This window comes from Aeromonas sp. D3 (assembly GCF_027705025.1).
GTDB classification, from domain to species: Bacteria; Pseudomonadota; Gammaproteobacteria; order Enterobacterales; family Aeromonadaceae; genus Aeromonas; species Aeromonas salmonicida.
Genome location: NZ_JAPDBE010000001.1, coordinates 141,562 through 167,317 on the forward strand (window position 1 = coordinate 141,562; position 25,756 = coordinate 167,317).

A 25,756-nucleotide genomic window follows, 5' to 3' on the forward strand; every position below is an offset into this window, starting at 1 on the left:
ACAGAGTGTGCGAATGGGGCCGTGCGGCGGATTGATATGAGCAAAAGAGATAAGCAAAGCGTTATTTCTTGGTTCTCGGCATAACAAGCCCGCGGCATGCTGCATTCAACCCAAGGATATGGAGTATCACCATGAAACTGCGAATGACAGCCCTGACCCTGCTCTCCCTGTTGGCCCTCGGTCAGGCCAATGCCGCCGAGATCCGTCTGCTCAACGTCTCCTACGATCCGACCCGCGAGCTGTTTCAGGAGTACAACGCCGCCTTTGCCAAAGAGTGGAAAGCGAAGACGGGTGACGACGTAGTGGTGAGCCAGTCTCACGGTGGTTCAGGCAAGCAGGCGCGGGCCGTGGTGGATGGGCTGGAGGCGGATCTGGTGTCGCTGGCGCTGGCCTATGACGTCGATGCCATCGCCAAGGAGAGGCTTATCGCCGCCGACTGGCAGAGTCGCCTTGCCAACAACGCGTCCCCCTACACCTCCACCATCGTCTTCCTGGTACGCAAGGACAATCCCAAGCAGATCAAGGATTGGGGCGATCTGGTGCGCAAGGATGTAGCCATCGTCACCCCCAACCCCAAGACCTCCGGCGGGGCGCGCTGGAACTACTTGGCGGCCTGGGGCTATGCCCTGAAGAAAAGCGGCAGTGAGGAGGGAGCCAGACAGTTCGTCGGCGATCTCTACAAGAACGTCAAGGTGCTGGACTCCGGCGCCCGTGGTGCCACCACCAGCTTTATCGAGCGGGGTCTCGGCGATGTCTTGCTGGCGTGGGAAAACGAAGCCCTGCTGGTGCTGGGTCAGGCTGGCAACAGCGACAAATTTGAACTTGTGGTGCCGTCTGTCTCCATCCTGGCGGAGCCTCCGGTGGCCGTGGTCGACAAGGTGGCCAGGAAGCATGGCACCGAGGCTGTCGCCAAGGGGTACCTTGAGTATCTCTACTCGGACGAGGGGCAGCGCATCATCGCCAAGTATCACTACCGCCCCAGCAGTCCTGCAATCCAGAAGGAGACGGCAGCCCAGTTCCCGCAACTGACCCTGTTTACCGTCAAGGATCTGGAAGGGGACTGGGACAAGGCCCAGCAGAAGCACTTCGCCCAAGGCGGCCTGTTTGACCAGATTTACCAGCCGGGCGGCTAAGGCCCCCTGCTTCCTTGTGGCATGTTCACCCCGCACTGGCCCCTGTGCCAGCTGATAGGAGCACCAAGATGAACAAGATCCTCCTGGTTCCCGGTCTGCACAACAGTGGGCCGGATCATTGGCAGAGCCGCTGGCATCAATATTTCCCCCACTGGCAGCGCATGGTTGGCCTGCCGTGGGACAAGCCGGACCTGACGGTCTGGAGCGCCAAGCTGGCGAGCAAGCTGCGTAGCCGGCGCGGCCGGGCCCATCTGGTGGCCCACTCCTTCGGCGCCCTGGCGGCTATCACGGCAGCGCGTCAGCAGCCCGACAAGGTGGCCTCGCTGTTTATCGTGGCGCCGGCGGATCCTGCCCATTTCGGCATAGTGGATGAGGCGCTGGCCGGTTCGCTCAAGGTATCGGCCCAGCTGATCGCCAGTCGTAACGATCCCTGGCTCAGTTTCGAGCGAGCCGAATATTGGAGTCGCCAGTGGCAGGTGCCGCTGTTCGATGCCGGTGAGGTGGGGCATATCAATGCCCAGTCCGGTCATGGGGAGTGGAGTCAGGGACTCAACCTGCTCGGCACCCTCTATCGCCGGGCCGAGATGGTGGTCGAGCCTGCGCCTGCTGTGTGGGAGCGACGCGCGGCCCTCAGTTTTCGGTGAAAGTGTTGCCAATACCCGTTCAATTTGCAGAGAAGGAGAGAGAGCACCCGACATGACAACAGCCTGATTTTGATTGCTTGGTACATTGCACGACGCTCCATTTTTTAGGTCTTTTATTTATATAAAAGACCTTTTTTTCATTTTATGGCGCTAAAAACCAGTGCCGCCCTGGTTAGATAAAAAAGTGCTTAGCAAAGGCGTTATTGGTGTTTGTTGTCTCAAACAGGCGTGCGCAGAATCGCTGTATCGAATGTTTTTCATAACAAACGGAAGCGTTATGCGATTTGGTTCTTACTCCGTCTTGCCAGGCTTTGGTCCGACCCTTGGCTTCAGCCTGCTCTATCTTGGCATCCTGGTGCTGCTGCCACTCTCGGCGCTGGTGTTGTTCGCGGTGAACAATCTTACTGCGGGGGAATTCTGGCAGGTGATCGGCTCACCCCGGGTGCTCGCCTCCTTTCGCCTGAGTTTCGGTGCCGCTTTCATCGCGGCGCTGCTGAACAGCCTGTTTGGCCTGATCCTCGCCTGGGTACTGGTGCGTTACCGCTTCCCCGGTCGCCGGCTGGTGGATGCGCTGATCGATCTGCCGTTCGCCATGCCCACCGCCGTCTCCGGTATTGCACTGTGCGCCATCTTCGCCCCCAACGGCTGGATCGGGCAGTGGGTCGCCCCACTGGGCATAGAGCTTGCCTACAACCCCATCGGCGTGGTGATTGCCCTCACCTTCATCGGGTTGCCTTTCGTGGTACGCACCCTGCAGCCGGTGCTGCGGGAGGCAGAGACGGAGCAGGAAGAGGCCGCCGCCAGCCTGGGGGCTGACCGCTGGCAAACCTTTTTGCGGGTGCTGTGGCCAACCCTGATCCCGGCACTGCTCACAGGTTTTGCCCTGGCGTTTGCCCGTGGTGTGGGGGAGTACGGCTCCGTCATCTTTATCGCCGGCAACCTGCCCATGGTTTCCGAAATTGCCCCCCTGATGATCATGAGTCATCTGGAGGAGTACGACTATGCAGGCGCTTCTGCCATCGCCGTGGTCATGCTGCTGGTCTCATTTATTTTGTTATTGCTCATCAACAAGTTGCAGGCCTGGAGCTGGGCACGCATAGGAGGGACTCGCGTATGAGCGCATCCAACTCGACACTGGATCTGGTCCAGGTTGTGGCGCCAGCCACGCTGGCCCGCCACCCTTCCGTCACGCGTGAGCCCGTCTGGGTCAAATGGCTGCTCATTGCCCTTGGACTGGGCTGGTTTGCCGCTCTGCTGCTGTTGCCGCTGGCCACCGTCTTCATTCAGGCGCTGAGCCCGGGGCTCGCTTTCTTCTGGCACGCCATCAGCGAGCCGGATGCCCTGAGCGCCCTGGGCTTGACCGCCCTGGTCACGCTTTGCGCCGTGCCCCTCAACCTGCTGTTCGGGCTGGCGGCGGCCTGGGCCATCGCCCGCTTCCGCTTCCCCGGTCGGCAGCTGCTCATCACCCTCATCGACCTGCCGTTCTCTGTCTCGCCGGTGATCGCCGGGCTCATGCTGGTGCTGCTGTTCGGCAGTCGCGGCTGGTTTGGCGACTGGCTGAGCGAGCACGACATCAAGGTCATCTTCGCCACCCCGGGCATCATTCTGGCCACCACCTTTATTACCGTGCCCTTCGTGGTGCGCGAGCTGCTGCCCCAGATGGAGGCCCGCGGCCCGGAAGAGGAGGAGGCGGCCATCATGCTGGGGGCGAGCGGCCTGCAGATGTTCTGGCGTGTCACCCTGCCCGGCATCCGCTGGAGCCTGATGTATGGCCTGCTGCTCTGTACCGCCCGGGCTGTGGGGGAATTTGGGGCCGTGTCGGTGGTCTCCGGCCATATTCGCGGCCAGACCAATACCCTGCCGCTGCATATCGAGATCCTCTACAACGAGTACCAGACCGGCGCCGCCTTCGCGGTGGCAAGCCTGCTGGCCCTGTTCGGGATCTTCACCCTGCTGGGCGAAACCCTGCTGGCCCGGCTACGCGGGCAGCCTGACAAGCCCCACTGATATTGCGAGAGAGGCGCGGCTGCGCGACCTGCCGGGCCTCATACCCCATTGATCTCGATATAACGATTATTGAAAAGAGGCATCTATGAGCATTCAGGTTCAAGGGCTCAGCAAGCATTTCAACCAGTACGCGGCGCTGGCCGACATCAACCTCGACTTTCACGATGGCGAGCTGGTGGCGCTGCTGGGCCCCTCCGGCTGTGGCAAAACCACCTTGCTGCGCATCATAGCCGGGCTGGAGCAGGCCGACTCTGGCCACGTCATCATCCGCGGTGAGCATGCAACCGACCTTGATGTGCGTGAGCGCAACGTGGGTTTCGTGTTCCAGCACTACGCCCTGTTTCGCCACATGACGGTGTTCGAGAACGTGGCATTCGGCCTGCGGGTCAAGCCGAGGTCAGAGCGTCCCACCGAGGCTGTCATCCGCGCCCGGGTCAAGGAGCTGCTGGATCTGGTGCAGCTCAGCCATGTGGCCGATCGCCACCCGACCCAGCTCTCCGGCGGTCAGCGCCAGCGGGTCGCCCTGGCCCGCGCCCTGGCGGTGCAACCCAAGGTGCTGCTGCTGGATGAGCCCTTCGGTGCCCTCGATGCCCAGGTACGCAAGGAGCTGCGCCGCTGGTTGCGCGAACTGCATGACGAGCTGCATGTCACCAGCCTGTTCGTGACCCACGATCAGGAGGAGGCGCTGGAGGTGGCGGATCGGGTGGTGCTGATGAACGCCGGCCGGGTCGAGCAGATAGGCACACCGGCCGAGGTCTATGACCAGCCCGCCAGTGCCTTTGTGCACAGCTTTCTTGGCAGCGTGAACCTGTTTCGCGGTCGGGTGGCAGGTCAGGGGCTCGGCATTGGCGAGCAGTGGCTGGGAGGCCCCATCAGCTCCCATCTGGCGGAGGGCAGTGCAGCCATCGCCTATGTGCGTCCCCACGAGCTGGAGATAGTGCCTGCGGATGCAAGCGGGGGGATCCGCGCCACCATCACCCGACTGCTGCCCATGGGACCCCGTATCCGGGTGGAGTTGCGTGGCATTGGGGATACAAACGGTGCACACTTCGAGGCCGAATTGAGCAAAGAGGCGGCCAGGGCATTTGCTCCGGGGCAGGGGGTGCGGCTGGTGGCCAGGCAGGCCCAGCTCTATCCGGACTACCAGATTTGATGGCCAGGGTTTGCATCCAGGCGAGAGCGACTCGCCGCCATCCTATGCCAACCGACAGGATCAGGGCGTGACCTTTTTCGCGATAACAGTATCAGGCTTGCAGTCCGGCACAGGGTCGGGCTGGCAATAACAAAAACGGCGGCGGGACCAACCCGACCGGCCAGTCAGCGCAGGAGGCGATGGCGTGAATTTTCAGCAGTTACGCATTATACGGGAAGCGGCGCGGCGGGATTACAACCTGACCGAGGTGGCCAATGCCCTGTTTACCTCCCAGTCCGGGGTCAGCCGCCATATTCGCGAGCTGGAGGAGGAGCTGGGGATAGAGCTGTTCATCCGCTATGGCAAGCGGCTGCTTGGCATGACGGAGCCGGGCAAGGAGTTGCTGGTGATCGCCGAGCGCATCCTCAATGACGCCAACAATATCCGCAAACTGGCCAGCACCTTTGCCAACCGCGAGTCCGGCAGGCTGCTGGTGGCAACCACTCACACCCAGGCCCGTTACGCACTGCCGAGGGTGGTGAAGGCGTTTCGCGAACAGTTTCCGCTGGTGCAACTGGAGCTGCGTCAGGGCAGCCCTGAGGAGATAGTGCGGCTGGTGCAGACCGGCGAGGTGGATATCGGCATCAGCAGCGAGCGGCTCGACAAGAGCGAAGGGGTGGTGGCGTTTCCATACTACCGCTGGCATCACAACATAGTGGTGCCCGAGCAGCACCCCCTCACCGTCGAGCAGGAGCTGACCCTGGCGGCGCTGGCACACTGGCCCATCATCACCTATCAGGCCGGCTTGACCGGACGGGCGCGGGTGGATGAGGCATTTGCCGAAGCGGGGATCACGCCGCAGATATTGCTGACTGCCCAGGATTCGGACGTCATCAAGACCTATGTCGAGCTGGAGATGGGGGTCGGCATATTGGCGGACATGGCATTTGATACCCAGCGCGACAGGGGGCTGGTGCAGCTTGACGGCAGCCGACTGTTTGCGCCACACACCGCCTGGATCGGGCTCAAGCAGGGGCAGTTCCAGCACAACTTCGCCTGGCAATTTATCCAGCTCTGCAATCCGGAGCTGGCGCTGGCAGACATTCAGGCCCGCGCCATGGGCGGTGAGCCTGTCATCGACTACCAGATCTGAACCTTGCCAGACGATGTGAAACGGGGAGCCAATGGCTCCCCGTTTTGTTGGCGACGAGGGCGCGCAGGCCAGTGACATACATGGCGGTCACCAAGGGCCTCATATGAATTTTTTCGCTTAGGTTTGCCGCTTTACTTCGTTTGTTATCACGCACTTTGGTTACAGGATGGAACAAGTGACTGACAACAGCCGACATATTCCGGATAAAGCATGCCGTACAGCTACCTATCACATCTGCGTTGCAGCAAGACCGGCGATATCCATGATGCCGATCAGCCCCAGCAACTGAGCCTGGTGGGGGCCCCCCTGCTGGCCAGCTACGATCTCGAGGCCCTGAAGAAGGTTTGGCATCCGGCCGCTCTGCTAGGACGTCCTGCCACCCTGTGGCGTTATCACGAGCTGCTGCCGGTGCGTGACCCCGCCCAGGTGGTGACACTGGGGGAAGGACTGACACCCTTGTTGCCCTTGCGCGCACTGGGCAAGCAGGTCGGTATTCCGGATCTCTGGATGAAGGATGAGAGCATCATCCCCACCGGATCCTTTAAGGCCCGTGGCGCAGCCGTTGGCATTTCCCGTGCTCGTGAACTCGGTGTCACCCATTTTGCCATGCCCACCAACGGCAATGCTGGAGCCGCATGGGCTCTTTATGGTGCCCGTGCCGGCCTGCGCAGCACCATAGTCATGCCACAGGAAGCCCCTGCCATTACCCGGCTGGAAACATCCCTGGCGGGTGCGCGCCTTTATCTGGTGGATGGCCTCATCAGCGATGCGGGCCGCCAAGTCGCTCAGGCTGTGGTGGATCAATCTCTGTTTGACGCCTCTACCCTGAAGGAGCCCTATCGGATCGAAGGCAAGAAGACAATGGGGCTGGAGATCGCCGAACAGCTGGGTTGGAAGTTGCCAGATGTAATCATCTACCCCACAGGCGGCGGGGTCGGCCTTATCGGCATCTACAAGGCGTTCCGTGAGTTGCAGGAATTGGGCTGGGTCAAAGGGGAGCTGCCCCGACTGGTGGCGGCGCAGGCCAGTGGTTGCGCACCCATAGTGCAGGCCTGGCAGCAAGGGGCCAGCGAGTCGAGCTTCTGGCCGGCTTCCCAGACCCTGGCCTTCGGCATCAATGTGCCCAAGGCGCTGGGAGATTTTCTGGTGCTCGATGCACTCTATCGTACCAATGGTTGTGCCATCGCTGTGGATGACAGGGCGATTAAGGCAGAGATCCGCCAACTTGCGTCCCTGGAGGGGAGCTTTGTCTGCCCGGAAGGGGCTGCGGCTTTCGCCGCCGCCCGCCAACTGCGGGAGAGTGGCTGGATCAAGGGGGGTGAGCAGGTCGTCGTGCTCAATACGGGGTCTGGGATCAAGTACCCGGATGCAATCACTGTGTTGCCCCAGCGACTACGCCGTGACGGGAGGATACCTGCATGACGTTCGACTGGTCTTTTATCCTCGGCACCCTGCCCGCGTTCGGCAAGGCGGTCTGGGTCACACTGCAACTGGGCGCCATGGTGATCTTTACGTCGCTGGGGGTGGCCCTGCTCAACGTGGCCCTGCTGAGCCTGCAAAAGCCACTGCTCGCCGCGTTCATCCGCGGCTATGTGGAGCTGGCCCGCAACACACCGCTGCTGATCCAGCTGTTCTTTCTCTACTTCGGGCTGCCGGCGCTGGGGCTATCGCTGTCAGGTTTTGCCACTGCGGTGATCGCCATGACCTTCCTCGGCGGTGGTTATCTGACCGAGGCGCTGAGAGCCGGTATCCAGGCCGTACCCACCAGCCAGCTGGAAGCGGGCCGGGCCATTGGCCTCTCCCGCTGGCAACTGCTGCGCCATGTGCAACTGCCCCAGGCCTGGCTTGCCAGCCTGCCGGCACTGTTTGCCAACTTCATCTTCCTGCTGAAAGAGACGACAGTGGCCTCGGCGGTGGCGGTGCCCGAGCTGCTCTACACCACCAAGAACTACATAGCCCTCTACTACAAGACCTACGAGATGCTGGCTGTGCTGACCCTGATGTGCGTGCTGATCTTTCTGCCGTTATCACTGGCCCTGCGGACTTTGGAAAGGAGGCTGCAACATGGTCAGTTCGGTCACTGAGTTGCTGGGCCAAGCCCTGCCGCTGCTGGCAATTGGCGCGGGTCAGACCCTCGCCATCTCGCTGCTGGCCATCCTGTTTGCAACCCTCGGCGGTGTCGCTTACGGCGTGCTGGCGCAACAGGGCGGACGACTGACTCTGGGCCTGCTGCGGGTTTATCTGGAGCTGTTTAGGGTGGTGCCCGTGCTGGTGTGGCTCTACCTCTTCTTCTTCGGGTTGCCGATCTTCTTCGGCCTCGATATTCCGGCCTTCTGGTGCGCAGTGCTGGTACTCGCCCTTTGGGGCGCCAGCGAGGTGGGGGAAGTGGTGCGCGGCGGCCTGGGATCCTTGGCCCGTGGTCAGCAGGAGGCCGGGTTGGCGCTCGGACTCTCGACCTGGCAGCTCTATCGCCACGTGCTGTTGCCCCAGGCGTTGCAGCGGCTGACGCCGCCGACCATCAACATCTACACCCGCATCATCAAGACCAGCTCGCTGGCGGTGCTGATCGGGGTGGTGGAGGTGATCAAGGTGGGCCAGCAGATCATAGAGCGCACCTATGCCTCCGTGCTCATCTACGGCTTGCTGTTTCTGTTCTTCTTTCTGGTCTGCTATCCGCTCTCGCTGGCCTCGCGCCGACTGGAGCAAAAATGGGGTAATGCGGTATGACACCTCTGCTTGAACTTGAGCTCGTCAGCAAACAATTCGGCCAAAACCGGGTACTGGACGGGGTCAGCCTCGCGGTGAACCCCGGGGAAGTGATCGTCATCCTGGGGCCGAGCGGCTGCGGCAAGAGCACACTGCTGCGCACCCTCAACGGGCTCGAACCCATTCAGGGGGGCGAGATCCGCTTCGACGGCGTGCTGCTCGATGGTGCCACCGACTGGCAGCGGGTGCGCCAGCGTATCGGCATGGTGTTCCAGAGCTATCACCTCTTCCCCAACCTGACGGTGCTGGAGAACGTGCTGCTAGGCCCCCTTCAGGTGCAAAAACGGGAGCGGCAGGAGGCCCTGCTGCAGGCGGAGCAGCTGTTGACCCGCATCGGTCTGTGGGAGAAGCGCCACGCCTATCCGCGCGAGCTCTCCGGCGGCCAGCAGCAACGCATCGCCATAGTGCGGGCTCTGTGCATGAACCCCCAGGTGATGCTGTTTGACGAGGTGACAGCCGCTCTCGATCCCGAAATGGTGCAGGAGGTGCTGGAAGTGTTGCGGGATCTCGCCGGCAGCGGCATGACACTGCTTATCGTGACCCACGAGATGGCGTTCGCCCGGGCGGTGGCGGATCGCATCGTCTTCATGGATGGCGGCCACATTCTGGAGCAGGCCGCGCCCCATCAATTTTTCGATAACCCGAGGAGCCAGCGTGCGCGCCAGTTCCTCGCCAAGTTTTCTTATACAGATGTCATCAAACGAAAGGAGTCAGCATGAAAAAAATCACCTCGGTTCTGTTCAGTGCCCTGATCGGCCTGGGCCTTGCCAGCGGCGCAGCCCATGCGGCGGACGGTTCCCTCGACAAGATCAAGGCGCGCGACAAGCTCATCGTCGGCGTCTTCACCGACAAGCCCCCCTTCGGCTACGTGGATGAGAAGGGGAACTACGTGGGCTTCGATACCGATCTCGGTCGCCGTTTCGCCAAGGACCTGCTGGGAGACGAGAACAAGGTCGAGTTCGTGGCGGTGGAGCCCGCCAGCCGCATCCCCTTCCTGCAGAGCGACAAGGTGGATCTCATTCTCGCCAATATGACAGTGACGCCGGAGCGGCGCGAGGTGGTGGATTTCACCAATCCGAACCTGCGAGTGGCGGTACAGGTGCTGGTGCCGGAAGGGAGCCCGGCCAAGAAACTGGATGATCTGGCCAGCAAGACCCTGATCGTTACCACCGGCACCACGGCCGACATCTGGCTGACCCGCAATCATCCAGACTGGAAGGTGCTCAAGTTCGAGAAGAATACCGAATCCCTGCAGGCGCTGGCTCAGGGCCGTGGTGATGCCTACGCCCAGGACAATCTGGTGCTGTTCAGCTGGGCCAAGGAGAATCCGGGCTACCGGGTGCTGCCCGAGAAGCTGGGGGCGGAAGACCCAATCGCGCCAGCGGTGAAGAAGGGCAATATCGAGCTGCGTGACTGGGTCAACGAGCGCCTCGCCAAGCTGGGTGAAGAGAAGTACCTGCTCAAGCTCTACGACCAGTATGTGCGCGATAAGTTGAGCGCCGATACCGACCCCAACGACGTGATAGTGGAAGGGGGCAAGTGGCAGGGGTAATCCTGTTGAAAGAGTGAAAAGTGTGCTGAGAAAAGTGAAGCGTGAAGTCCTGGTTCCGTTGGTCCGCAAACCGCAAGGTTTGACCTTTCAGGCGTCCCCGTTCGGGGGACGCTTTTTTTATTTGCCACGCTTGTACGTATCCGTTCAGCGCAATCTAGGCATCCTGCCCGTTGGTGTCGATACCCGGCTTATCCGGGCGGGCGCTGGCCGACTTCAGGTCGGCAAGCCCGCCATCGACTACCCGATCCGAGCCTTGCCAGAGTACGTAAAACGGGGAGCCATTGGCTCCCCGTTTTGTTTATGACGTTATCACTCTGTGCCGGATCAGTTCAGCGCAATCCAGGCATCCTGCCCGTTGGTGCCGATACCCGGCTTATTCGGGCTGGCGCTGGCAGACATTCAGGTCCGCTCTCGACTTTCAGAACTGGCTCAGTTCAGCGCAATCCAGGCGTCCTGCCAGTTGGTGTCGATACCCGGCTTATCCGGGCGGGCGCTGGCCGACTTCAGGTCGGCAAGCCCGCCATCGACTACCCGATACGAGCCTTGCCAGAGTAGGTAAAACGGGGAGCCACTGGCTCCCCGTTTAGTTTATGACGATGCGGATCAGTTCAGCGCAATCCTGGCATCCTGCCAGTTGGTGCCGATACCCGGCTTATTCGGGCTGGCGCTGGCAGAATCAAGGTCCGCTCTCGACTTTCAGAACTGGCTCAGTTCAACGCAATCCAGGCGTCCTGCCAGTTGGTGCCAATACCTGGCTCATACTGGGTGGCGCTGGCCGACCACTGGCTGCACCAGCCTCGGTAGGGGAAGGGCTTGCACTGATAGACCTTGCCGTTCTTGGGCTGCAACACCTTGGTGCCGTCCGTGTAGGAGGTGAGTCCCTGCGGGAAGGTGAACTGGTAGTCACCGCCACCTGCCGAGTCCTTGAGCATCAGGTCCAGGGTCTGCTGCAGGGCTTCGCCCCCCGCCTTCGGCTTGGCCTCGATCACCAGTTGGTGGTGACCCGCGCTGAGCCCGGTGAGCGGCATGGTGAAGCTCTGGCTGCTGTCCTTGATGTCGGCGGCAGACTGGCCCTTGGCCACACCACCATGGTCATACAAGGTATTGGTGACAGTCAGATCCCCCTGGGCAGTGATGGTGAAGTCGAGGATCACCTTGCCGTCGTCGAGCAGGTATTCACTCTCCAGACCGCTCACGCTGATGTCGTTGCCCACCGGCGGTTGCAGCTGTTCGAGCTGGATCTCGACCCGTTCCAGTGCGCTGCCTGCCTTGAGGTAGACGGGGTTCTGGCCGTAGACGGGGTTGAACTGATTGTCGGCGTTCTGCTGACCGGCGCGGATCTGGCTCTGCTCCGCATTGATCTTGCTGGCCAGGGCATGGGCCCAGTTGTTCTTCTGGCCTTGTTCCGTGGTGGTGATGGTCAACTCGGTCTGCAGATCGGGGCGCACGCCATTGGCGTCGAACACCAGAGCTCTGGCCTTGTCACCGGCCGCCAGATCGGTGGAGGGATAAATGGTGCCCCCCTGGCTCCAGCTCAAGGGGGGCTGGGTGCCGCTCTTGAAGTTGGCATCGATCAGGTTGTAGAAGCTGTTGCTGGTATCGCCCACTTCCCACACCCCCAGGATCAGCTGATAACCGGTGCGCTCCGGCAGGTTGCAGTTGTGGGTGACCTGCTTGGGCGGCTGTACCATGTTGCCATCCACCACGCAGAAAGGGGTGAGATCGAAGGCGGCACGGGTCAGCGGCTGGTTCGGGTTCCAGTCCTGTTTGGTGAGGTAGTAACGCCAGTTGCGGGTGACATGGTTGGCGGTGAAGGTCCAGCTGATGGCGAATGGCCCTGCCTGTACTTCACGCCTGGTCCAGCGATCGCTGGTCTGGGCGTTGAGTTCACTCCAGTTCGGGCTGCCCGCCGAGGCAATCTGACCATCCTGAGGGCCGGATTGCGGGAAGCCGGAGGGGCCCTCCACGCTCTGGGGCTCCCACTGCACTGCGCCACACTGGCTGTTGCCACCGGTCTTGCACAGATAGTTGCGCGACTCCGGCTGACTGATGTAGCCGTGGGCGAGTACGCCACCACTGGCCAGCAGCGCCACCACTGGCCAGCAGCGCCAGCGCTGCCGCGACGTGATTAAGTTGGATTTTTGCTGCCATACATTCCTCTGTTCGATAGATGTGGGCAGTCAAGTTGGCAGGGGAGTTCCCCGATACACACCTGAGTGTGGCAACCCCGCTATCCTGGACGACATGTCTTTAGACCGGAGGCTTTGCGTCCTGGCCTTTCAACCAGTTTGCCAAATGACTACATAAAGGGTCATGGTGTCGCGTCTTGCGACACCATCATCATGACTAATTTTGATTAGTTAATTAAGTGTAAATGTTTACAGCTTGACTCATCGGAGTAGAGCTAAAACTTAACGTTATGTTTTTAATGGTATATTTAATCGGCAAGCCGGGCTGAATGTCGCCCATCATGTCGATAACATGCAAAAATTCGACATTTTTCATCAATGAAAAAATCCTCTGCCAGCGGGCTGGCAGAGGATGAATTGCGACAGGGCAAGACGGATCAGTGGCGAGCGCGGGGGCGTTCGGCCTGATGTGATTGCTGATGCAGGGGGGCCAGCCGCTGTGCCAGGGTCTGATCGATGGCAGTGCCCAGTTTGAACACCGCCAGTCGCTCATCCAGACTGCGGGAGAGGTCTGCCAGCAGCTCGCTCTCTTTCGCCAGATAGGTGGCGGATTGTGACATCTCCTGGGCCGAATCATTGATGCCACTGACGTTGCGGTTCATATCCTCGGCCACCACGCTCTGCTGTTCCGCCGCTGTGGCTATCTGGATCGCCATGTCGCTCACATGCTGGATGTGGTTGACGATGAGGGAGAGGTCCTGCCCTGCCTTTTGGGACTGGCTGACGCTGTTCTCCGCCAGCTTGCGGCTGGCATCCATGGCACTGGCGGCGGTCACTGCCCGCTGCTGCAATTGGGCTATGGTGCTCTGTATCTCCTCGGTGGACTGGCGGGTGCGGCTCGCCAGCTGGCGTACCTCGTCGGCGACCACGGCAAAGCCGCGCCCCTGCTCACCCGCCCTGGCTGCTTCGATGGCGGCGTTGAGGGCCAGCAGGTTGGTCTGTTCGGAGATGGCGCTGATGACGGCGGTCACCTCGCTTATCTGCATTACCCCCTCCTTGAGCTGATTGACCTGCTGGGTGGCCTGTTCCACCTCGGTGGCCAGCGCCTGTATGCCATTGACACTGGCATGCACGTCACGGTTGCCCAGCCCGGCCTCGCTGGTGGCTTCCTGGGTATCCCGGGCGGTATTTTCGGCGTGACCCGCTACATCGGCAATGGTGGCGCTCATCTCGTTCATGGCGGTGGCGAGCTGGGAGAGCTGGTCCCGCTGGCTGTTGACCGCCTGATTGGTCTCCTCCGCCGAGGAGGCGATCCGCAGGGCAGCATCTGCCACATTGCGGGCCCCTTGGCTGGCTTCAAGCAAGGCGTGGCGAATGGCGTCGAGCCCCTGGTTGGTACAGGCGGCGACGACCCCCATCTCATCCTTGCCGTGTACCGGTATGCTGATCACCAGATCCCCGGCCGCCACCTGCTGCATGGCTCGCTTGATCTCGGCCAGGGGATTGACGATGGAGCGGCTGATGGCAAACCCCAGCAGCCCCATCAGCAGGATCACCAGCAGGGTGGCGCCCCCCATCAGCTGGTACTGGGACCAGATGGTGGCTTCAATGTCCTGCAGCAGTACACCGGAGCCCAGGATCCAGCCCCAGGGCTGATAGCCGGCGACCAGCGACATCTTCTGGGCGGCATCACCAGAGGGGGATATCCACTGGTATTCCAGCCGCCCCTGCTGGCCACCCTTGCCGAGTTCCACCATGCGTTGCCAGTGATCCCCGGCTGTCTCGGTGCCGCTCTGGCCCATCTGCTGGCCAACCAGTTCCGGTTTGACGGGGTGTACCACAACGTGGCGAGTTTCATCGAGTACGAACAGATAGTTGTCGCCATCGAAGCGCATGCTGTTGAGCATGGCCTTGGCTTCTGCCTGAGCCTGTGCGGCGGGCAAGGTGGTGGCGAGTGACTGGATGCGGCTCATGGCGAGATCCAGCACGGCCTGCAGCCGGGCCTCCCGCTCACTCATCAGATTGCGATGCAAGGCACTGGCCGAAATAAGCAGCAGTGCGATGAAACCGACTAGCGCCAGTGAGAGCAGCAACATCAATTTGCGGCTCACGGCGATATCACCAAGCTTGAACATAAGGTCTCACTGATTTCCCTGTGGGTCTTGTTGTGGCCAGACATGACAATGGCCCTGATTATTTCGTTATTAACATTTAATTAACTTTCAATAACTTGTGGTGACTGAATGCTAATTGAGTGTTTTGACAACCAGTATAGCCAGCAGACAGAAACCGTCGCTTTTGGTAGCGTGGTTGTGCGCATCCCGGCGCATCATTTGCCAAAAAATGTGAATGGCTTGGCATTTCACCAAAAAGGAGCGGGCACCCGTGCGGGTCAGCCCCATACAAGAGGGAATTTATGCATTCCATTGCCAGGAATTATTTGAATCAGCTCAATGCCGATTACCTGCAGGTACACAGGCGCAAGGAGGACCTGTTCTGGTCCACCTACATGGGCACCAGTGACGATCAGGCAGGTTTCACCGCCGCCGAGCAGGCCTACAAGGCGTTTTGCGCCAACCCGGCCCGACTGCCGGAGCTCAGAGAGATGCAGGCCCGGGCCGAAGAGGCGGATCTCAAGCGTGGTCTGGGGGGCTGGATTGCCTTCTTCGAGTGCAACGTCATCGAGGACCCGGCCGCCGCCGCCCTGATGGACGAGCTGGTGGCGGCCGAGGCGGCGCTGTTTGCCCGTCGCCGGGAGCTGAAACTCAGCTTGCTGGATGAGCAGGGTCAGCAGGTCGCCGGCAGTCTGCCCGCCGCCAGCACCTCCCTTGCCGCCAGCCCGAACGAGGCGGTGCGCCAGAGCGCGCTGGCCATGTTCCATACCCTGGAGCAGTGGGTGGTCGACAACGGTTTTCTCGAGGTAGTGGCGATCCGCAACCGCTTCGCCCGTGCCATGGGTTATCGCGACTATTTCGATTACAAGGTGCGCAAGAACGAGCAGATGAGCCCGGAACAGCTGTTTGCCGTGCTGGATGATTTTATCGCCCGCACCGAGCAGCGGGTGCAGCAGAGTCTGGCAGAGCTGAAAAGCGCCAAGGGAGAGGCGGCGCTGCTGCCCCACAACCTGCGCTATTTCGTCAGCGGCGACGTGACCCGCCAGCTCGACCCCTATGTGCCTTTCTCGCGGGCGCTGAAGGACTGGGTCGAGAGCTTCCGCCGGCTCGGCATCCAGTATCGCGATGCGACCCTGACTCTGGATCTGCTGACCCGGGAGGGGAAATACGAGAACGGCTTCTGCCACGGCCCTGTGCCCAGCTTCTGGCAGGAGGACAAGTGGGTTCCCGCCGTGGTCAACTTCACCAGTCTGGCCAACCCGGCTCAGGTGGGCAGCGGTTGGAGTGGCCTCAATACCCTGTTCCACGAGGGGGGCCACGCCGCTCACTTTGCCAATGTGACTGGCAACGCTCCCTGCTTTTCACAGGAGTTTCCACCCACCTCCATGGCCTATGCCGAGACCCAGTCCATGTTCTGCGACAGCCTGCTGGACGATGCGGACTGGCTCAAGCGCTATGCCAGGAACGTGGCGGGAGAGGTGATCCCAGATTCGCTCATCAAGGCCATGATAGCGGCGCGTCAGCCGTTTCGTGCCTTCAACGAGCGCCAGATAGCGCTGGTTTCCTACTTCGAGCGGGATCTCTACGCCATGGAGGAGAGCGATCGCACTCCGGACGCCGTGCTGGCGCTGGCCCGTCAGTGGGAGCGCAAGATACTGGGGACAGAGAGCCCTAGGCCGCTGCTGGCCATTCCGCATCTGCTGAATCAGGAGTCGGCTTGTGCCTATCACGGCTATCTGCTGGCACTGATGGCGGTGGAACAGACCCGCGCCTATTTCCTTCAGCGCGATGGTTATCTCACCGACAACCCGCGTATCGGTCCGGATCTGGCCGCCCACTACTGGGGGCCGGGCAACGGCATGACCCACGATGAGACGCTGCGCAGCCTGACCGGCGAGGGATTCAGCGCAGTGCCGCTGGCCGAGGTATGCAACCAGAGCGTGGCCGACGCCTGGGCGCAGGCCCAAGCCTGCATGGCGGCGGCGCAGCAAAGGCCGCCGGCCGGTGAGGGGGCGCCCCTCAATGCCTGCATCCGGGTGGTGCATGGCAGTGAGCTGATTGCCGACAACAGCGAGTCGGAGGCGCGCATGCTGGCGGACTTCGAGGGCTGGATCCGGCGCCAGAGCGAAGTCGAGCCCGCCACCCAGGGCTAGATGAACCCCGCCTGCAAAAGAGCCCTGCCAATTGGCAGGGCTCTCTCTTTATATGGCGAGCGAGTCGATCACATCGTCAGCAGGGTGACCGGCTTGCCCGTGAGGGCGACGAGCAGGTGCTTGCCCGGCAGTTTCTGGCCATCGAGCATGATGGAGCTGTTGCTGAAGTTGGCGACCAGGCGGCTGCCATCCGAGAAGCGGGTCTCCTGCACCCGGCCCACCCCGTCGCGCCAGCGAAATCCCACCAGCGCCTTGTCCCACAATGCCTCGTGCAGCGGCGCGAATTGATCGCTCAGTCTGACCAGCTCGGGCAGGCGGCTCTCCAGCGTGCTGCGGCTCAGGTTGACCAGCGGCGGTGTGTTGTAAAGCAGGCCGAGCAGGGCGCGCTCCTCCTTGATGCCCGGAAACTTGAGGTTGTCCAGCAGCCAGTGATGGCTGTTGAGCACGGAGTCGTGGAACACAGCCTGATAGAGGGGCAACCTGTCCGCCGGATTGAACACGGTTTTCAGGTAGCGCGGCTTGAGGCGAGCGGGCATAAAGAAGACCTGCGGCGCCTCGTCCGGCCACCACTTGCCGAGGTAATAGGGGGACTTGGCCTGCTTGCGCATGCTGGCATCCTGCCAGCCGAAGCCCCAGCTCTGGATGCCGTGGGCAAACATCAGCGGCTTGCTGGTGAGGGCATTGCCATCCTCCGAGCCCAGCACCAGCCCGAGCCGCTCTCCCACCCAGGCCATGCGGGCATTGCGGGCGGCGATCATGGCCTGGCTGCCCTGCTGGTGAGCCGGGTTGTAATCGTTGGAGGCCATGGCGGTGCCGTCCACGTCGAGGAAGAGGCTGTTGATACCGCTGGCTTTGGCCAGCTCGCTCATGCGGTTCTTGGCGAAGGGCAGGGTGCAACCGGGATTGAGGTAGGCTCCCTCGCCACCAAAGCCGGGTTTGGGTTTGCCGTTGGCCTCCATGATGGCGCAGCGCTTGCCGATCTTGGGGGGGATCTGGGCGGTGAGCCAGCTGTCGTTGCTGCCGGGGAGGATGGCGGTATCGTAGGAGTCATAGCTGCCCACCAGATAGCCCAGACGTTGGGCGGCGGTGACGGCATAACCCTGTTGCAGAGCCGCCGTCCATTGCGGGGTGCCGAGCCAGAGCTTGTGCAGTCCTGCCTGTTGCAGCGCCTCTATCACAGGCAGTGACAGGCCCTGTCCCCAGCGAGTCTGCGCAACCAGCAGATCTCCCAGCTGACCCCTGACCCACTGCTGGCGCAGCGCCAGCACCTTGCTCTGGCTGACGGGGCCCTGCTGGGCGGGCAGGGGGAGCTGGCTGGCAATCAGCCGGTTGAGCCCGGCCATGATCAATGTCTGCTGCCAGGGCTCGGGGGTCGTTGCGGCCAGCGCTTCCCGCTCCTCGCCGCTGAACGCTTGCAGCCAGGCCGGTTTTTGATTGAGTCTGGCCTGCAGGCCTGGCCAATCCTTCACATCCTGTCGATCCAGCAGGGCATCTCCCCACAGATAGACATGGCTGGCACCAATCAGGCGGCGGCCAGCGGGGATCCGGGCAAACTTGTCAGCGAGGGATTGCCACTCCCCCTCGGCCTGCAACCACTCCCGATAGCGACGGGCCCCCGCCAGCCAGTCATCCCCCACGCTCAGACGCACCACCATGGGAGCCTGCTGGTTGAAGCTGCTGAATTCGTGGCGGGCGCTCAGTTGCAGGCGCCCCCCCTTGCGGGTGAAGTTGAGCTGGTTGTCGTAGGGGGTTTGCAGGATCCAGCTGTAGGTCTGTTTGCCTGCATCCTGGCTCCACAGCGGCAGCTTGAGGTCGTAATGGGTGTTGAGTTCGGCCAGTTCGTCGCCGACATAGCCGAGCCAGTCGCTGTCACGCACCGAGAAGCGGCTGCCCTCGCCAAAGGCCATGGAGAGGTGGGTCTGGTTTTTTGGCAGGCTGTACCAGGCCAGCTGACGGGGCGTGTCGCTGACAAGGGTCAGCAGCAGATCATCACCGTCCAGTTTGACCTCGACCCTGGCGTCCTGGGCAGGCCAGTGCCAGCTGGCCTCTTGCTCCCCCCGGGTCAGCTTGTCGACCTGACGGGCGGGTTGGCCGGCACTGACCGGCACCTTGTTGACCGAGATGGCCAGGGTATCGGGGGCGATGCGATAGCTCAGCGTCTCCCCTTGCAGTATCAGGGGGGCGGCGGCCAGAGGCGCCGCCAGCAGTGAAATCAGCAGGCAGCCCAGTACTGGCGCCTTTATCCGTAAACCCTTCATTCAAGATCCTTGGCCAAGTCGATGGCATCAGGGTACGCCCTTGCCCGTTCTACGGTACAGCCAAATTTGCCCGCACCAGCGGCGGCAAGTCACAGGACCTTGCCAGGGGCCAGAAGCGGTTGAGGTCGATGATTTTCTGTCAGGGGGTTATCAGATGGGGCTTGTTTGTGGTCGTGACGTAGTCTGTCGTAGTCAGCCAATACTGGATTCGGATGCGCCAGATTCGCTGCAGGGGGCAATCAAGGGGGGAAGCTCAACCCCATTGCTTGATGGACCACCGATGCAGGCCAATCAAAATGGAATTCTGTTAATTACCTCAATAGTAATAGTGAAAAATTGAGTCCACAGGGACAGGCAACAGACGGTGGCTTATCGAGAATGGTTCCTGTCTGACTCGATTGACTAACTCGTCCACCGCTGCAGAATTGGCCGCCTCGCCACCCCCGATGCGAATCGGGTTCGGAAAGTCACAGGTCTCTTCCCGGAGACAGCTGGACCGCGCATTGAGGAAGGCGTTGGTTCATCCCTCGCCTTTCACCATCACAACCGCACATCCGTCAGGAAGTCACCCTGCGTTGCCACGGCAGCAGGGTCGGACATATGTGCGTAATCGTCAGGGCATTCAAGGACCGATCTGCCCGGCGCGTGTCAAAGGTGGAATGTTGCGAATGAATCGCATCTTTTGGTTATTGGCGCTCTTGCCCCTGCTGGCGTTTGCCGGCGGGGTGGATGGCGTACGGGAAGCCTGGGTCATCCAGGCCAGGGCAGGGGAGCTTGACGCCGCGGCGCAAGGACTGGATGCCCTCTATCGACAAACCGGCGACGGCAAGGTGCTTGACGATCTGATTGCCGTGCAGTTGTGGCGCGGGGATCGCAAGGGGGCGCTGGCAGCCTGCGCCCCCTGCGAGTTCAGTCCCATTGCCAACAGCACGCTGGAAGGGGTGGCCCGCGCCGCCCGGGACGAGAAGCGTTACTTTGAGGCGATCAGCTATTACCGGGTGTTGCAGGGGCGTGACCCGGGCAATCCCACCGGTTGGCTTGGCCTGTTTCTCACCGCCAGCGATCAGGGCAACCGTGTGCTGGCCCATCAGGCGGCAGGAGAGTACGAGGCCCGTTTCGGTCGCGATCGGGCCGTACTGGAGGCGCGTATCTATGCCGCCCGTCAGGCCGAGGACCCCATGGGTGAGATGCTGGCCCGCCAGCAGTGGCTGGCGCTCGAACCCGGCAACAGTGAACAGGTGCTGGCGCTCTATCGGGTTGCGGTGAGCCTGGGGGCGGGTCCCGCCGCTGCCGACTTGATGGGGCAGTATCCTGCCCTGTTCAAGCCGGTGGATCGGCTCTGGCTCGACTACTACCAGGCGGTCAATTTGCTGCGGATCTCGGCGCAGACCGAGGATCCGGCGCTGGCTCGCACCTCCCTCACTCACACCCTGGCCCTGCAGGACAAGATCCTGGCCCGGGCTCCCCGCGATCATGTGCTCTACCTCAGTGCCCGCCGTGATCTGGTGGTGACCCTGGTGGCCCTCGGTGAGTTTGCCCAGGCGGAGCGGGAGTCTGCCGCCCTGCAAGCCGAGGGGCCGCTGCCGGAATACGTGCAGGAGGCGCGGGCCGATGCGCTGGTTGGGCTGGGGCGGGTGGACGAGGCTTCCCTTGTCTATCGGCAACTGGCGACCCCGCAGCGGGCCAAAGACAAGACGCTGCTGGAGAAGCGTTTCTACGCCTACTCGGATGCGGAGCGTTACGGCGCCGCCCAGGGGTTGCTGGCGGGTTGGCAGGAGCCGCCGACCCGCTGGGATTTCACCGGCAATATGCGCATGCCCAACGATGACTACGAGAAGGTGCTGCAGCTCAGAACCCTGCTGCTGGCCTGGCGGGGTGAGGCCGGGATGGCTGAGGCGCAGCTGGAAGGCTGGCTGAAAACGGCCCCTGCCAACCCCTGGCTCTGGTTGCAGCTGGGGGACATCCGTCGTTGGCGCGGTCACCCGGATGGCGCCGAGCAGGCCTATCAGCAGGCAGTGCGCTGGCTGCCGACTGGCCGTACCCGACTCGCCGAGCCGGGTCTCCTCCAGGCCCGCCTCGATCAGGGGCAGTGGCAACAGACACCGCAGGCGGTGCGGGCCCTCGGCAACCTGACCAAGGATCGCCGGGAGTTGCAACAGCGGCTGGCTCTGGAGCAGGCCCCCATGCTGACCACTGAGCTGACCCATGGTCGCAATGAAGGGGGCTCGGTACAGGCCAGTCGTGACTGGAGTTACGACAGCCGCTTTTACAGCGCTCGCAGCGACGGCGGCGATCGGCTGTTTGCCCGTCGTCAGGGCAGCTTCGGTGAATTTGACGGGCAGCCGGAGCGTGCCGCCTACAGCGGGCTCGGGGCCGAGGTCTCCTTCTATCCGCTGCTGTTGACCCTGGAAGGTGGGATGGGCAGTGAGCTCAATCAAAAGGGCTATCTGTGGAGCCGCCTCGACTGGCGGCTGGGCGATCACTGGACGCAGGGCTTTGCCATCAACCTCAACAGCGCCGACACACCGCTGCGGGCGCTGGCTCGGGGCAACTACGCAGATCAATATCAGCTGGATCTGGGTTGGCGCCAGGATGAGACCCGGGAGGCGGGCCTGCGGCTGGAACGAATGGACATCAGTGATGGCAATCGGCGGCTCACCGCCTCCGGCTGGCTGCGTCAGGATCTCTGGCGTCGGGATCGCTGGTGGTTCGACACCACACTGCGGGCTGCCACCTCCCGCAACGAGGCGGTGGATTACTTCAATCCCCTGCGGGATCGCAATCTGGAGCTGGAACTGGCGGGGCGTTACCGGCTGCCGCTGGATGGTCGTCGCGCCCTGCTGCAGAGCCTTGTCATCGGCGGCAATCAATACTGGCAGCAGGAGTATGGCGGCGACCCCGGCTGGCAACTCAGCTATCGCCACGACTGGGTGTTCTCACCCGCACTGAGCCTGGGCTATGGCCTGGGCCGGCGCCAGGCCGTCTACGACGGCAACCCCGAATATGGAAATTTCGTCTTCGCCAATCTGCAATGGAGTTTCATGTGATGAGACGCTGGCTTGCCCCTCTTTTCCTGTTGTTGTCCGTGCTCATGCCGCTGGCCGCACAGGCTGCCCGTCAACCCGATGACTATGTGGTGCTCTGCTACCACGATATCGTCGATCTGAAATTGACCCCCAACCTCAAGCTCTATCCCCAGACCATACGGCGCGACACCCTGATCCGCCACTTCAACTGGATCAAGCAGCAGGGCTATCACCCGGTCAGCTTCCAGCAGGTGCTGGATGCCAAGGCTGGCAAGGCAGCCCTGCCGGAGAAGGCCATTCTGCTCAGCTTCGACGATGGCTACGAGAGCTTCTACCGGCTGGTCTACCCGCTGCTCAAGCTCTACAACTATCCGGCCGTCTATGCCCTGGTGGGCAGCTGGCTGGATGTGCCCGACGACAAGCTGGTGCCCTATGGCAACGACAGGCTGCCGCGCAGCTACTTCGTCGGCTGGCCGCAGATCCGCGAGATGCAGGCCTCCGGACTGGTGGAGCTGGCCTCCCACACCTTCGCCTCCCACTACGGCTTGCTCGCCAATCCCCAGGGCAATGTGCAGCCGGCGGTGACCACGGCGGGCTGGAGTCCGGCCGGTTACGAAACCATGGCGGACTATCAGGTGCGGGTGAAAGCCGACTTCGATGCGTCTGCCCGCCAGCTCAAGGAGCAGACCGGCCGGGCACCGCGCATCATGGTCTGGCCCTATGGCGCCTTCAACCAGACGGCGCTGAACCTGGCCCGTGACAGCGGCATGCCCTACAGCTTCACCCTGATTGAGGGGCTCAACACCCTGGGGGATTCCGGAGCCACTGTGCGCCGCTATCTGCTGGAGGAGGACACCAGCCTGGAGACTCTGGACGAGATCATGGGGGGCAACACCTGGGAGCGGCAGGAGGAGCGACTGGTGCACGTGGATCTGGACTATGTCTATGACAAGGATCCGCTGCAGCTGAACAAGAACATCGACCTGCTGCTGGAGCGGATCAAGGGATACGGCATCACCACCGTCTATCTGCAGGCCTATGCCGATGACAACGGTGACGGGGTCGCGGAGGCGCTCTACTTCCCCAATCGCCACATGCCGGTCAGGGCGGATCTGTTCAACCGGGTCGCCTGACAGCTCAAGACCCGGGTCGGGGTCAAGGTGTATGCCTGGATGCCGGTGATGGCCTATGACATGGGGCCGAACCACACCTATGTGACCGACAGTCGCACCGGCGCCCCCGCCAGGGGTCAGTATCTGCGCCTCTCGCCCTGGGATGCCGCCAGCCGTCAGCTGCTGCTGGATATCTACGAGGATCTCGGTTTTTACACCAAGTTCGACGGCCTGCTGTTCCACGATGACGCCTTCCTCAGCGATTACGAAGGGCCCATGCCGCTGGTGCGCTCCACCCAGGCCCTGCGGGCTCAGGGTGAGCACAAGACTGATTTGCTGATCGACTTTACGCTGGCGCTGCGCGACGCTGCCGCCCGTTATCGCCAGGGAGGGGCTGACGGCCTCAAGACAGCCCGCAACATCTACGCGGCTCTGGTGACCGAGCCTGACGCCCAGCAGTGGTTTGCCCAGAGCATGGCAGCGTTCGCCAAGGCCTATGACTACACGGCCGTGATGGCCATGCCCTACATGGAGTAGGCAGAAAATCCGGATGAGTGGCTGGCCCGGTTGGCGGAAACCTCCCTGGCCCAGGTGCCGGCGGAGCGGCTGGTGTTCGAGCTGCAAAGCCGCAACTGGCGCACCGATCAGCCGATCCCGGATGAGGAGCTGGCGCGCTGGATGCAGATCATCCAGCGCAAGGGGGTGAAAAACTTCGGCTACTACCCGGACGATTTTCACAACAATCAGCCGGATCCTGCCGTGCTGAAACCCGTCTTCTCGGTGCAGACCCAGCCTCAGCCAGTCCAGCTGCCGGTGGCTCCCTCTGTACCCGTCAGTGCGGCCATGGCCACACAAGCGGGGGCGGCACGGTGAGCGGATTTCTCTCAGGAATTGCGATTTTTACCCTGGCCTACCCCAGCATGATGGCCATGGTGTGGATCTGTGGCGGCCTCTATTACTACTTCCAGTGGGAGCAGCGGGACATAGCGCTCGCCAGAACCGGGCTGGTGTTGCCTCGCTATCCCAAGGTGACCCTGATGGTGCCCTGCTACAACGAGGGGGCCAATGTGGAGGAGACCATCAGCCACCTGCTGCGCCAGCGTTATCCCGATTTCGAGGTGCTGGCCATCAACGATGGCAGCAAGGATGACACAGGGCAGCGACTGGATCGGCTGGCGGCGCAGGATGCGCGCCTTACCGTGCTGCACCAGCACAATCAGGGCAAGGCCATGGCCCTCAACAATGGCCTCGAACGGGCGAAGGGGGAGATACTGGTGGGCATAGACGGCGATGCCGTGCTCGACCATGACGCTGTGCGCTGGATGGTGAAACACTTCATCGAGAGCCCCAAGGTGGGGGCTGTCACCGGCAACCCGCGGGTGCGTACCCGCTCCACCATCATCGGCAAGATCCAGACCGGCGAGTTCAGCTCCATCATAGGCCTTATCAAGCGGGCCCAGCGCATCTATGGCACCGTCTTTACCGTGTCCGGGGTGGTGGTGGCCTTTCGCAAGTCGGCGGTGGAGGCGGTGGGGGGCTGGAGCACGGACATGGTTACCGAAGACATCGACATCAGCTGGAAACTCCAGCTGGCGGGCTGGCTCATCCATTACCAGCCCCAGGCACTGTGCTGGGTGCTGATGCCGGAGACGGTGCGCGGCCTCTACAAGCAGCGGCTGCGTTGGGCCCAGGGCGGGGCCGAAGTGATACTGCGTTACGGCCTGCAGGCAATGCGCTGGCGCAACCGCCACTTCTGGTTGCTGCTGCTGGAGTACCTCTCCAGCGTCCTCTGGTGCTACAGCATGCTGCTGCTGGCGCTGGTCTGGCTGATCCGGCCCGATCTGGGGGATCTGGCCGAAGGTCGGCTGTTCCAGTGGACCGGTGTCATCATGACCGCCATCTGCCTGCTGCAGTTCGGGGTCAGCATCTTTATCGACAACCACTACGACAAGACAATGGCCCGCAGCTTCGTCTGGTGTATCTGGTATCCGCTTATCTACTGGCTGCTCAACCTGGTGACTGTGGTCATTGCCGTGCCCAAGGCGATCCTGCGTCGCCGTGGCCAGCTTGCCGTATGGGAAAGCCCTGACAGAGGAGAGTCCTTCCGTGACAAAAAATAAGTTCGCCAACGAGATGATCATACGCAACGGTGCCCGTTGCAGCTGGCAGTACCGACTGCGGGATCTGTTGATCCTGCTGGTGACCTGGATTGGCTGGTTGTTTCTGGCGCTGCAACCCTGGCTCAACTATCTGGATAAAGGGGAAGGGGACAGCTTTATCGGCTCGCTGGATGCGCAGGGCGCCGGGCAGCTGTTTTTGGCCCTGCTGCTCGGCATCTTCCTGCTGATCCACTCCTGGGCCAAATATAATCAGCTGCTTTACCGCCTGATGCGCAAGCGGGCACTGCGTAAAGCCGGTTAACCATGGGGCCATCCGGCCCCATTTTTGTATCTTCCCTCTTGTCACACTCTGTCACCAAGTCGCCGGTGGCTGGCAAAGTCTTGTCATGGCACAGGCGTGTAATTGGATCAGGATACCGGCGTGGCCATTGGGTGAGCCGGGTGAGCAATGCATGAC

The 25,756-nt window shown here is 62.0% G+C and carries 17 protein-coding genes, 2 pseudogenes and 1 riboswitch; of the genes and pseudogenes, 16 read left to right on the forward strand and 3 right to left on the reverse strand.

Going from position 1 to position 25,756, the window contains the following annotated elements; all coding sequences use genetic code 11:
* Window positions 1-131: 131 nt before the first annotated feature.
* From OKC28_RS00735 to OKC28_RS00785, 11 genes are all read left to right on the forward strand, one after another.
* Entirely contained in the window at window positions 132-1,133 is a 1,002-nt protein-coding gene (locus tag OKC28_RS00735) for a sulfate ABC transporter substrate-binding protein (RefSeq protein ID WP_265461935.1), read from the forward strand.
* Between the two features lie 68 nt (window positions 1,134-1,201).
* The gene (locus tag OKC28_RS00740; protein WP_042869004.1) at window positions 1,202-1,777 is read left to right on the forward strand and encodes an RBBP9/YdeN family alpha/beta hydrolase; all 576 of its coding nucleotides are present in this window, start codon (window positions 1,202-1,204) and stop codon (window positions 1,775-1,777) included.
* Between the two features lie 277 nt (window positions 1,778-2,054).
* Window positions 2,055-2,894 (forward strand): sulfate ABC transporter permease subunit CysT, encoded by an 840-nt coding sequence (gene cysT, locus OKC28_RS00745; protein ID WP_021138869.1) that lies wholly within the window; start codon window positions 2,055-2,057, stop codon window positions 2,892-2,894.
* The gene (cysW, locus tag OKC28_RS00750; protein WP_270686679.1) at window positions 2,891-3,784 is read left to right on the forward strand and encodes a sulfate ABC transporter permease subunit CysW; all 894 of its coding nucleotides are present in this window, start codon (window positions 2,891-2,893) and stop codon (window positions 3,782-3,784) included. The genes cysT and cysW overlap by 4 nt, the downstream gene beginning before the upstream one ends.
* Before the next feature lie 85 nt (window positions 3,785-3,869).
* Window positions 3,870-4,937 (forward strand): sulfate/molybdate ABC transporter ATP-binding protein, encoded by a 1,068-nt coding sequence (locus tag OKC28_RS00755; protein ID WP_270686682.1) that lies wholly within the window; start codon window positions 3,870-3,872, stop codon window positions 4,935-4,937.
* Window positions 4,938-5,121: 184 nt separating this feature from the next.
* Window positions 5,122-6,069 (forward strand): HTH-type transcriptional regulator Cbl, encoded by a 948-nt coding sequence (gene cbl / locus OKC28_RS00760; RefSeq protein ID WP_270686684.1) that lies wholly within the window; start codon window positions 5,122-5,124, stop codon window positions 6,067-6,069.
* Window positions 6,070-6,279: 210 nt separating this feature from the next.
* A complete protein-coding gene (locus OKC28_RS00765) occupies window positions 6,280-7,491 on the forward strand; it encodes a threonine synthase (RefSeq protein WP_270686686.1) in 1,212 nt (403 codons plus the stop codon).
* Window positions 7,488-8,153, forward strand: coding sequence for an amino acid ABC transporter permease (locus OKC28_RS00770; protein WP_265430537.1), 666 nt, complete (start codon window positions 7,488-7,490; stop codon window positions 8,151-8,153). Before OKC28_RS00765 ends, OKC28_RS00770 begins: the two co-directional genes overlap by 4 nt.
* Window positions 8,134-8,796, forward strand: a complete 663-nt coding sequence (locus tag OKC28_RS00775; RefSeq protein WP_059111773.1) for an amino acid ABC transporter permease — start codon at window positions 8,134-8,136, stop codon at window positions 8,794-8,796. Before OKC28_RS00770 ends, OKC28_RS00775 begins: the two co-directional genes overlap by 20 nt.
* Window positions 8,793-9,554, forward strand: a complete 762-nt coding sequence (locus tag OKC28_RS00780; RefSeq protein WP_087756542.1) for an amino acid ABC transporter ATP-binding protein — start codon at window positions 8,793-8,795, stop codon at window positions 9,552-9,554. The genes OKC28_RS00775 and OKC28_RS00780 overlap by 4 nt, the downstream gene beginning before the upstream one ends.
* Window positions 9,551-10,387 carry a transporter substrate-binding domain-containing protein gene (locus tag OKC28_RS00785; RefSeq protein ID WP_270686691.1) on the forward strand — a complete coding sequence of 279 codons (837 nt, stop codon included), beginning with the start codon at window positions 9,551-9,553 and terminating at the stop codon, window positions 10,385-10,387. The genes OKC28_RS00780 and OKC28_RS00785 overlap by 4 nt, the downstream gene beginning before the upstream one ends.
* A 707-nt stretch (window positions 10,388-11,094) precedes the next feature.
* Here the strand turns inward: OKC28_RS00785 and gbpA are convergent.
* Window positions 11,095-12,538, reverse strand: a pseudogene (gene gbpA / locus OKC28_RS00790) (N-acetylglucosamine-binding protein GbpA).
* A gap of 66 nt (window positions 12,539-12,604) precedes the next feature.
* A riboswitch (cyclic di-GMP riboswitch) is annotated at window positions 12,605-12,690 on the reverse strand.
* 263 nt (window positions 12,691-12,953) lie between these two features.
* Window positions 12,954-14,651, reverse strand: coding sequence for a methyl-accepting chemotaxis protein (locus tag OKC28_RS00795; protein ID WP_270686693.1), 1,698 nt, complete (start codon window positions 14,649-14,651; stop codon window positions 12,954-12,956).
* A 281-nt stretch (window positions 14,652-14,932) separates the two neighbouring features.
* Here OKC28_RS00795 and OKC28_RS00800 point away from each other — a divergent pair, with 281 nt between their 5' ends.
* Window positions 14,933-16,783, forward strand: coding sequence for a M3 family metallopeptidase (locus tag OKC28_RS00800; RefSeq protein WP_270686695.1), 1,851 nt, complete (start codon window positions 14,933-14,935; stop codon window positions 16,781-16,783).
* A 68-nt stretch (window positions 16,784-16,851) separates the two neighbouring features.
* Here OKC28_RS00800 and OKC28_RS00805 read toward each other — a convergent pair whose 3' ends face one another.
* Entirely contained in the window at window positions 16,852-19,041 is a 2,190-nt protein-coding gene (locus tag OKC28_RS00805; RefSeq protein ID WP_270686697.1) for a glycoside hydrolase, read from the reverse strand.
* Window positions 19,042-19,709: 668 nt separating this feature from the next.
* Here OKC28_RS00805 and pgaA point away from each other — a divergent pair.
* From pgaA to OKC28_RS00825, 4 genes and pseudogenes are all read left to right on the forward strand, one after another.
* A complete protein-coding gene (pgaA, locus tag OKC28_RS00810; protein WP_270686699.1) occupies window positions 19,710-22,088 on the forward strand; it encodes a poly-beta-1,6 N-acetyl-D-glucosamine export porin PgaA in 2,379 nt (792 codons plus the stop codon).
* Between the two features lie 44 nt (window positions 22,089-22,132).
* Window positions 22,133-24,052 (forward strand): annotated as a pseudogene (gene pgaB / locus OKC28_RS00815) (poly-beta-1,6-N-acetyl-D-glucosamine N-deacetylase PgaB).
* Entirely contained in the window at window positions 24,049-25,299 is a 1,251-nt protein-coding gene (pgaC, locus tag OKC28_RS00820; protein ID WP_166541488.1) for a poly-beta-1,6-N-acetyl-D-glucosamine synthase, read from the forward strand. The pseudogene pgaB and the gene pgaC overlap by 4 nt, the downstream one beginning before the upstream one ends.
* Window positions 25,286-25,600 (forward strand): hypothetical protein, encoded by a 315-nt coding sequence (locus OKC28_RS00825; protein ID WP_017412598.1) that lies wholly within the window; start codon window positions 25,286-25,288, stop codon window positions 25,598-25,600. Before pgaC ends, OKC28_RS00825 begins: the two co-directional genes overlap by 14 nt.
* Window positions 25,601-25,756: the final 156 nt, after the last annotated feature.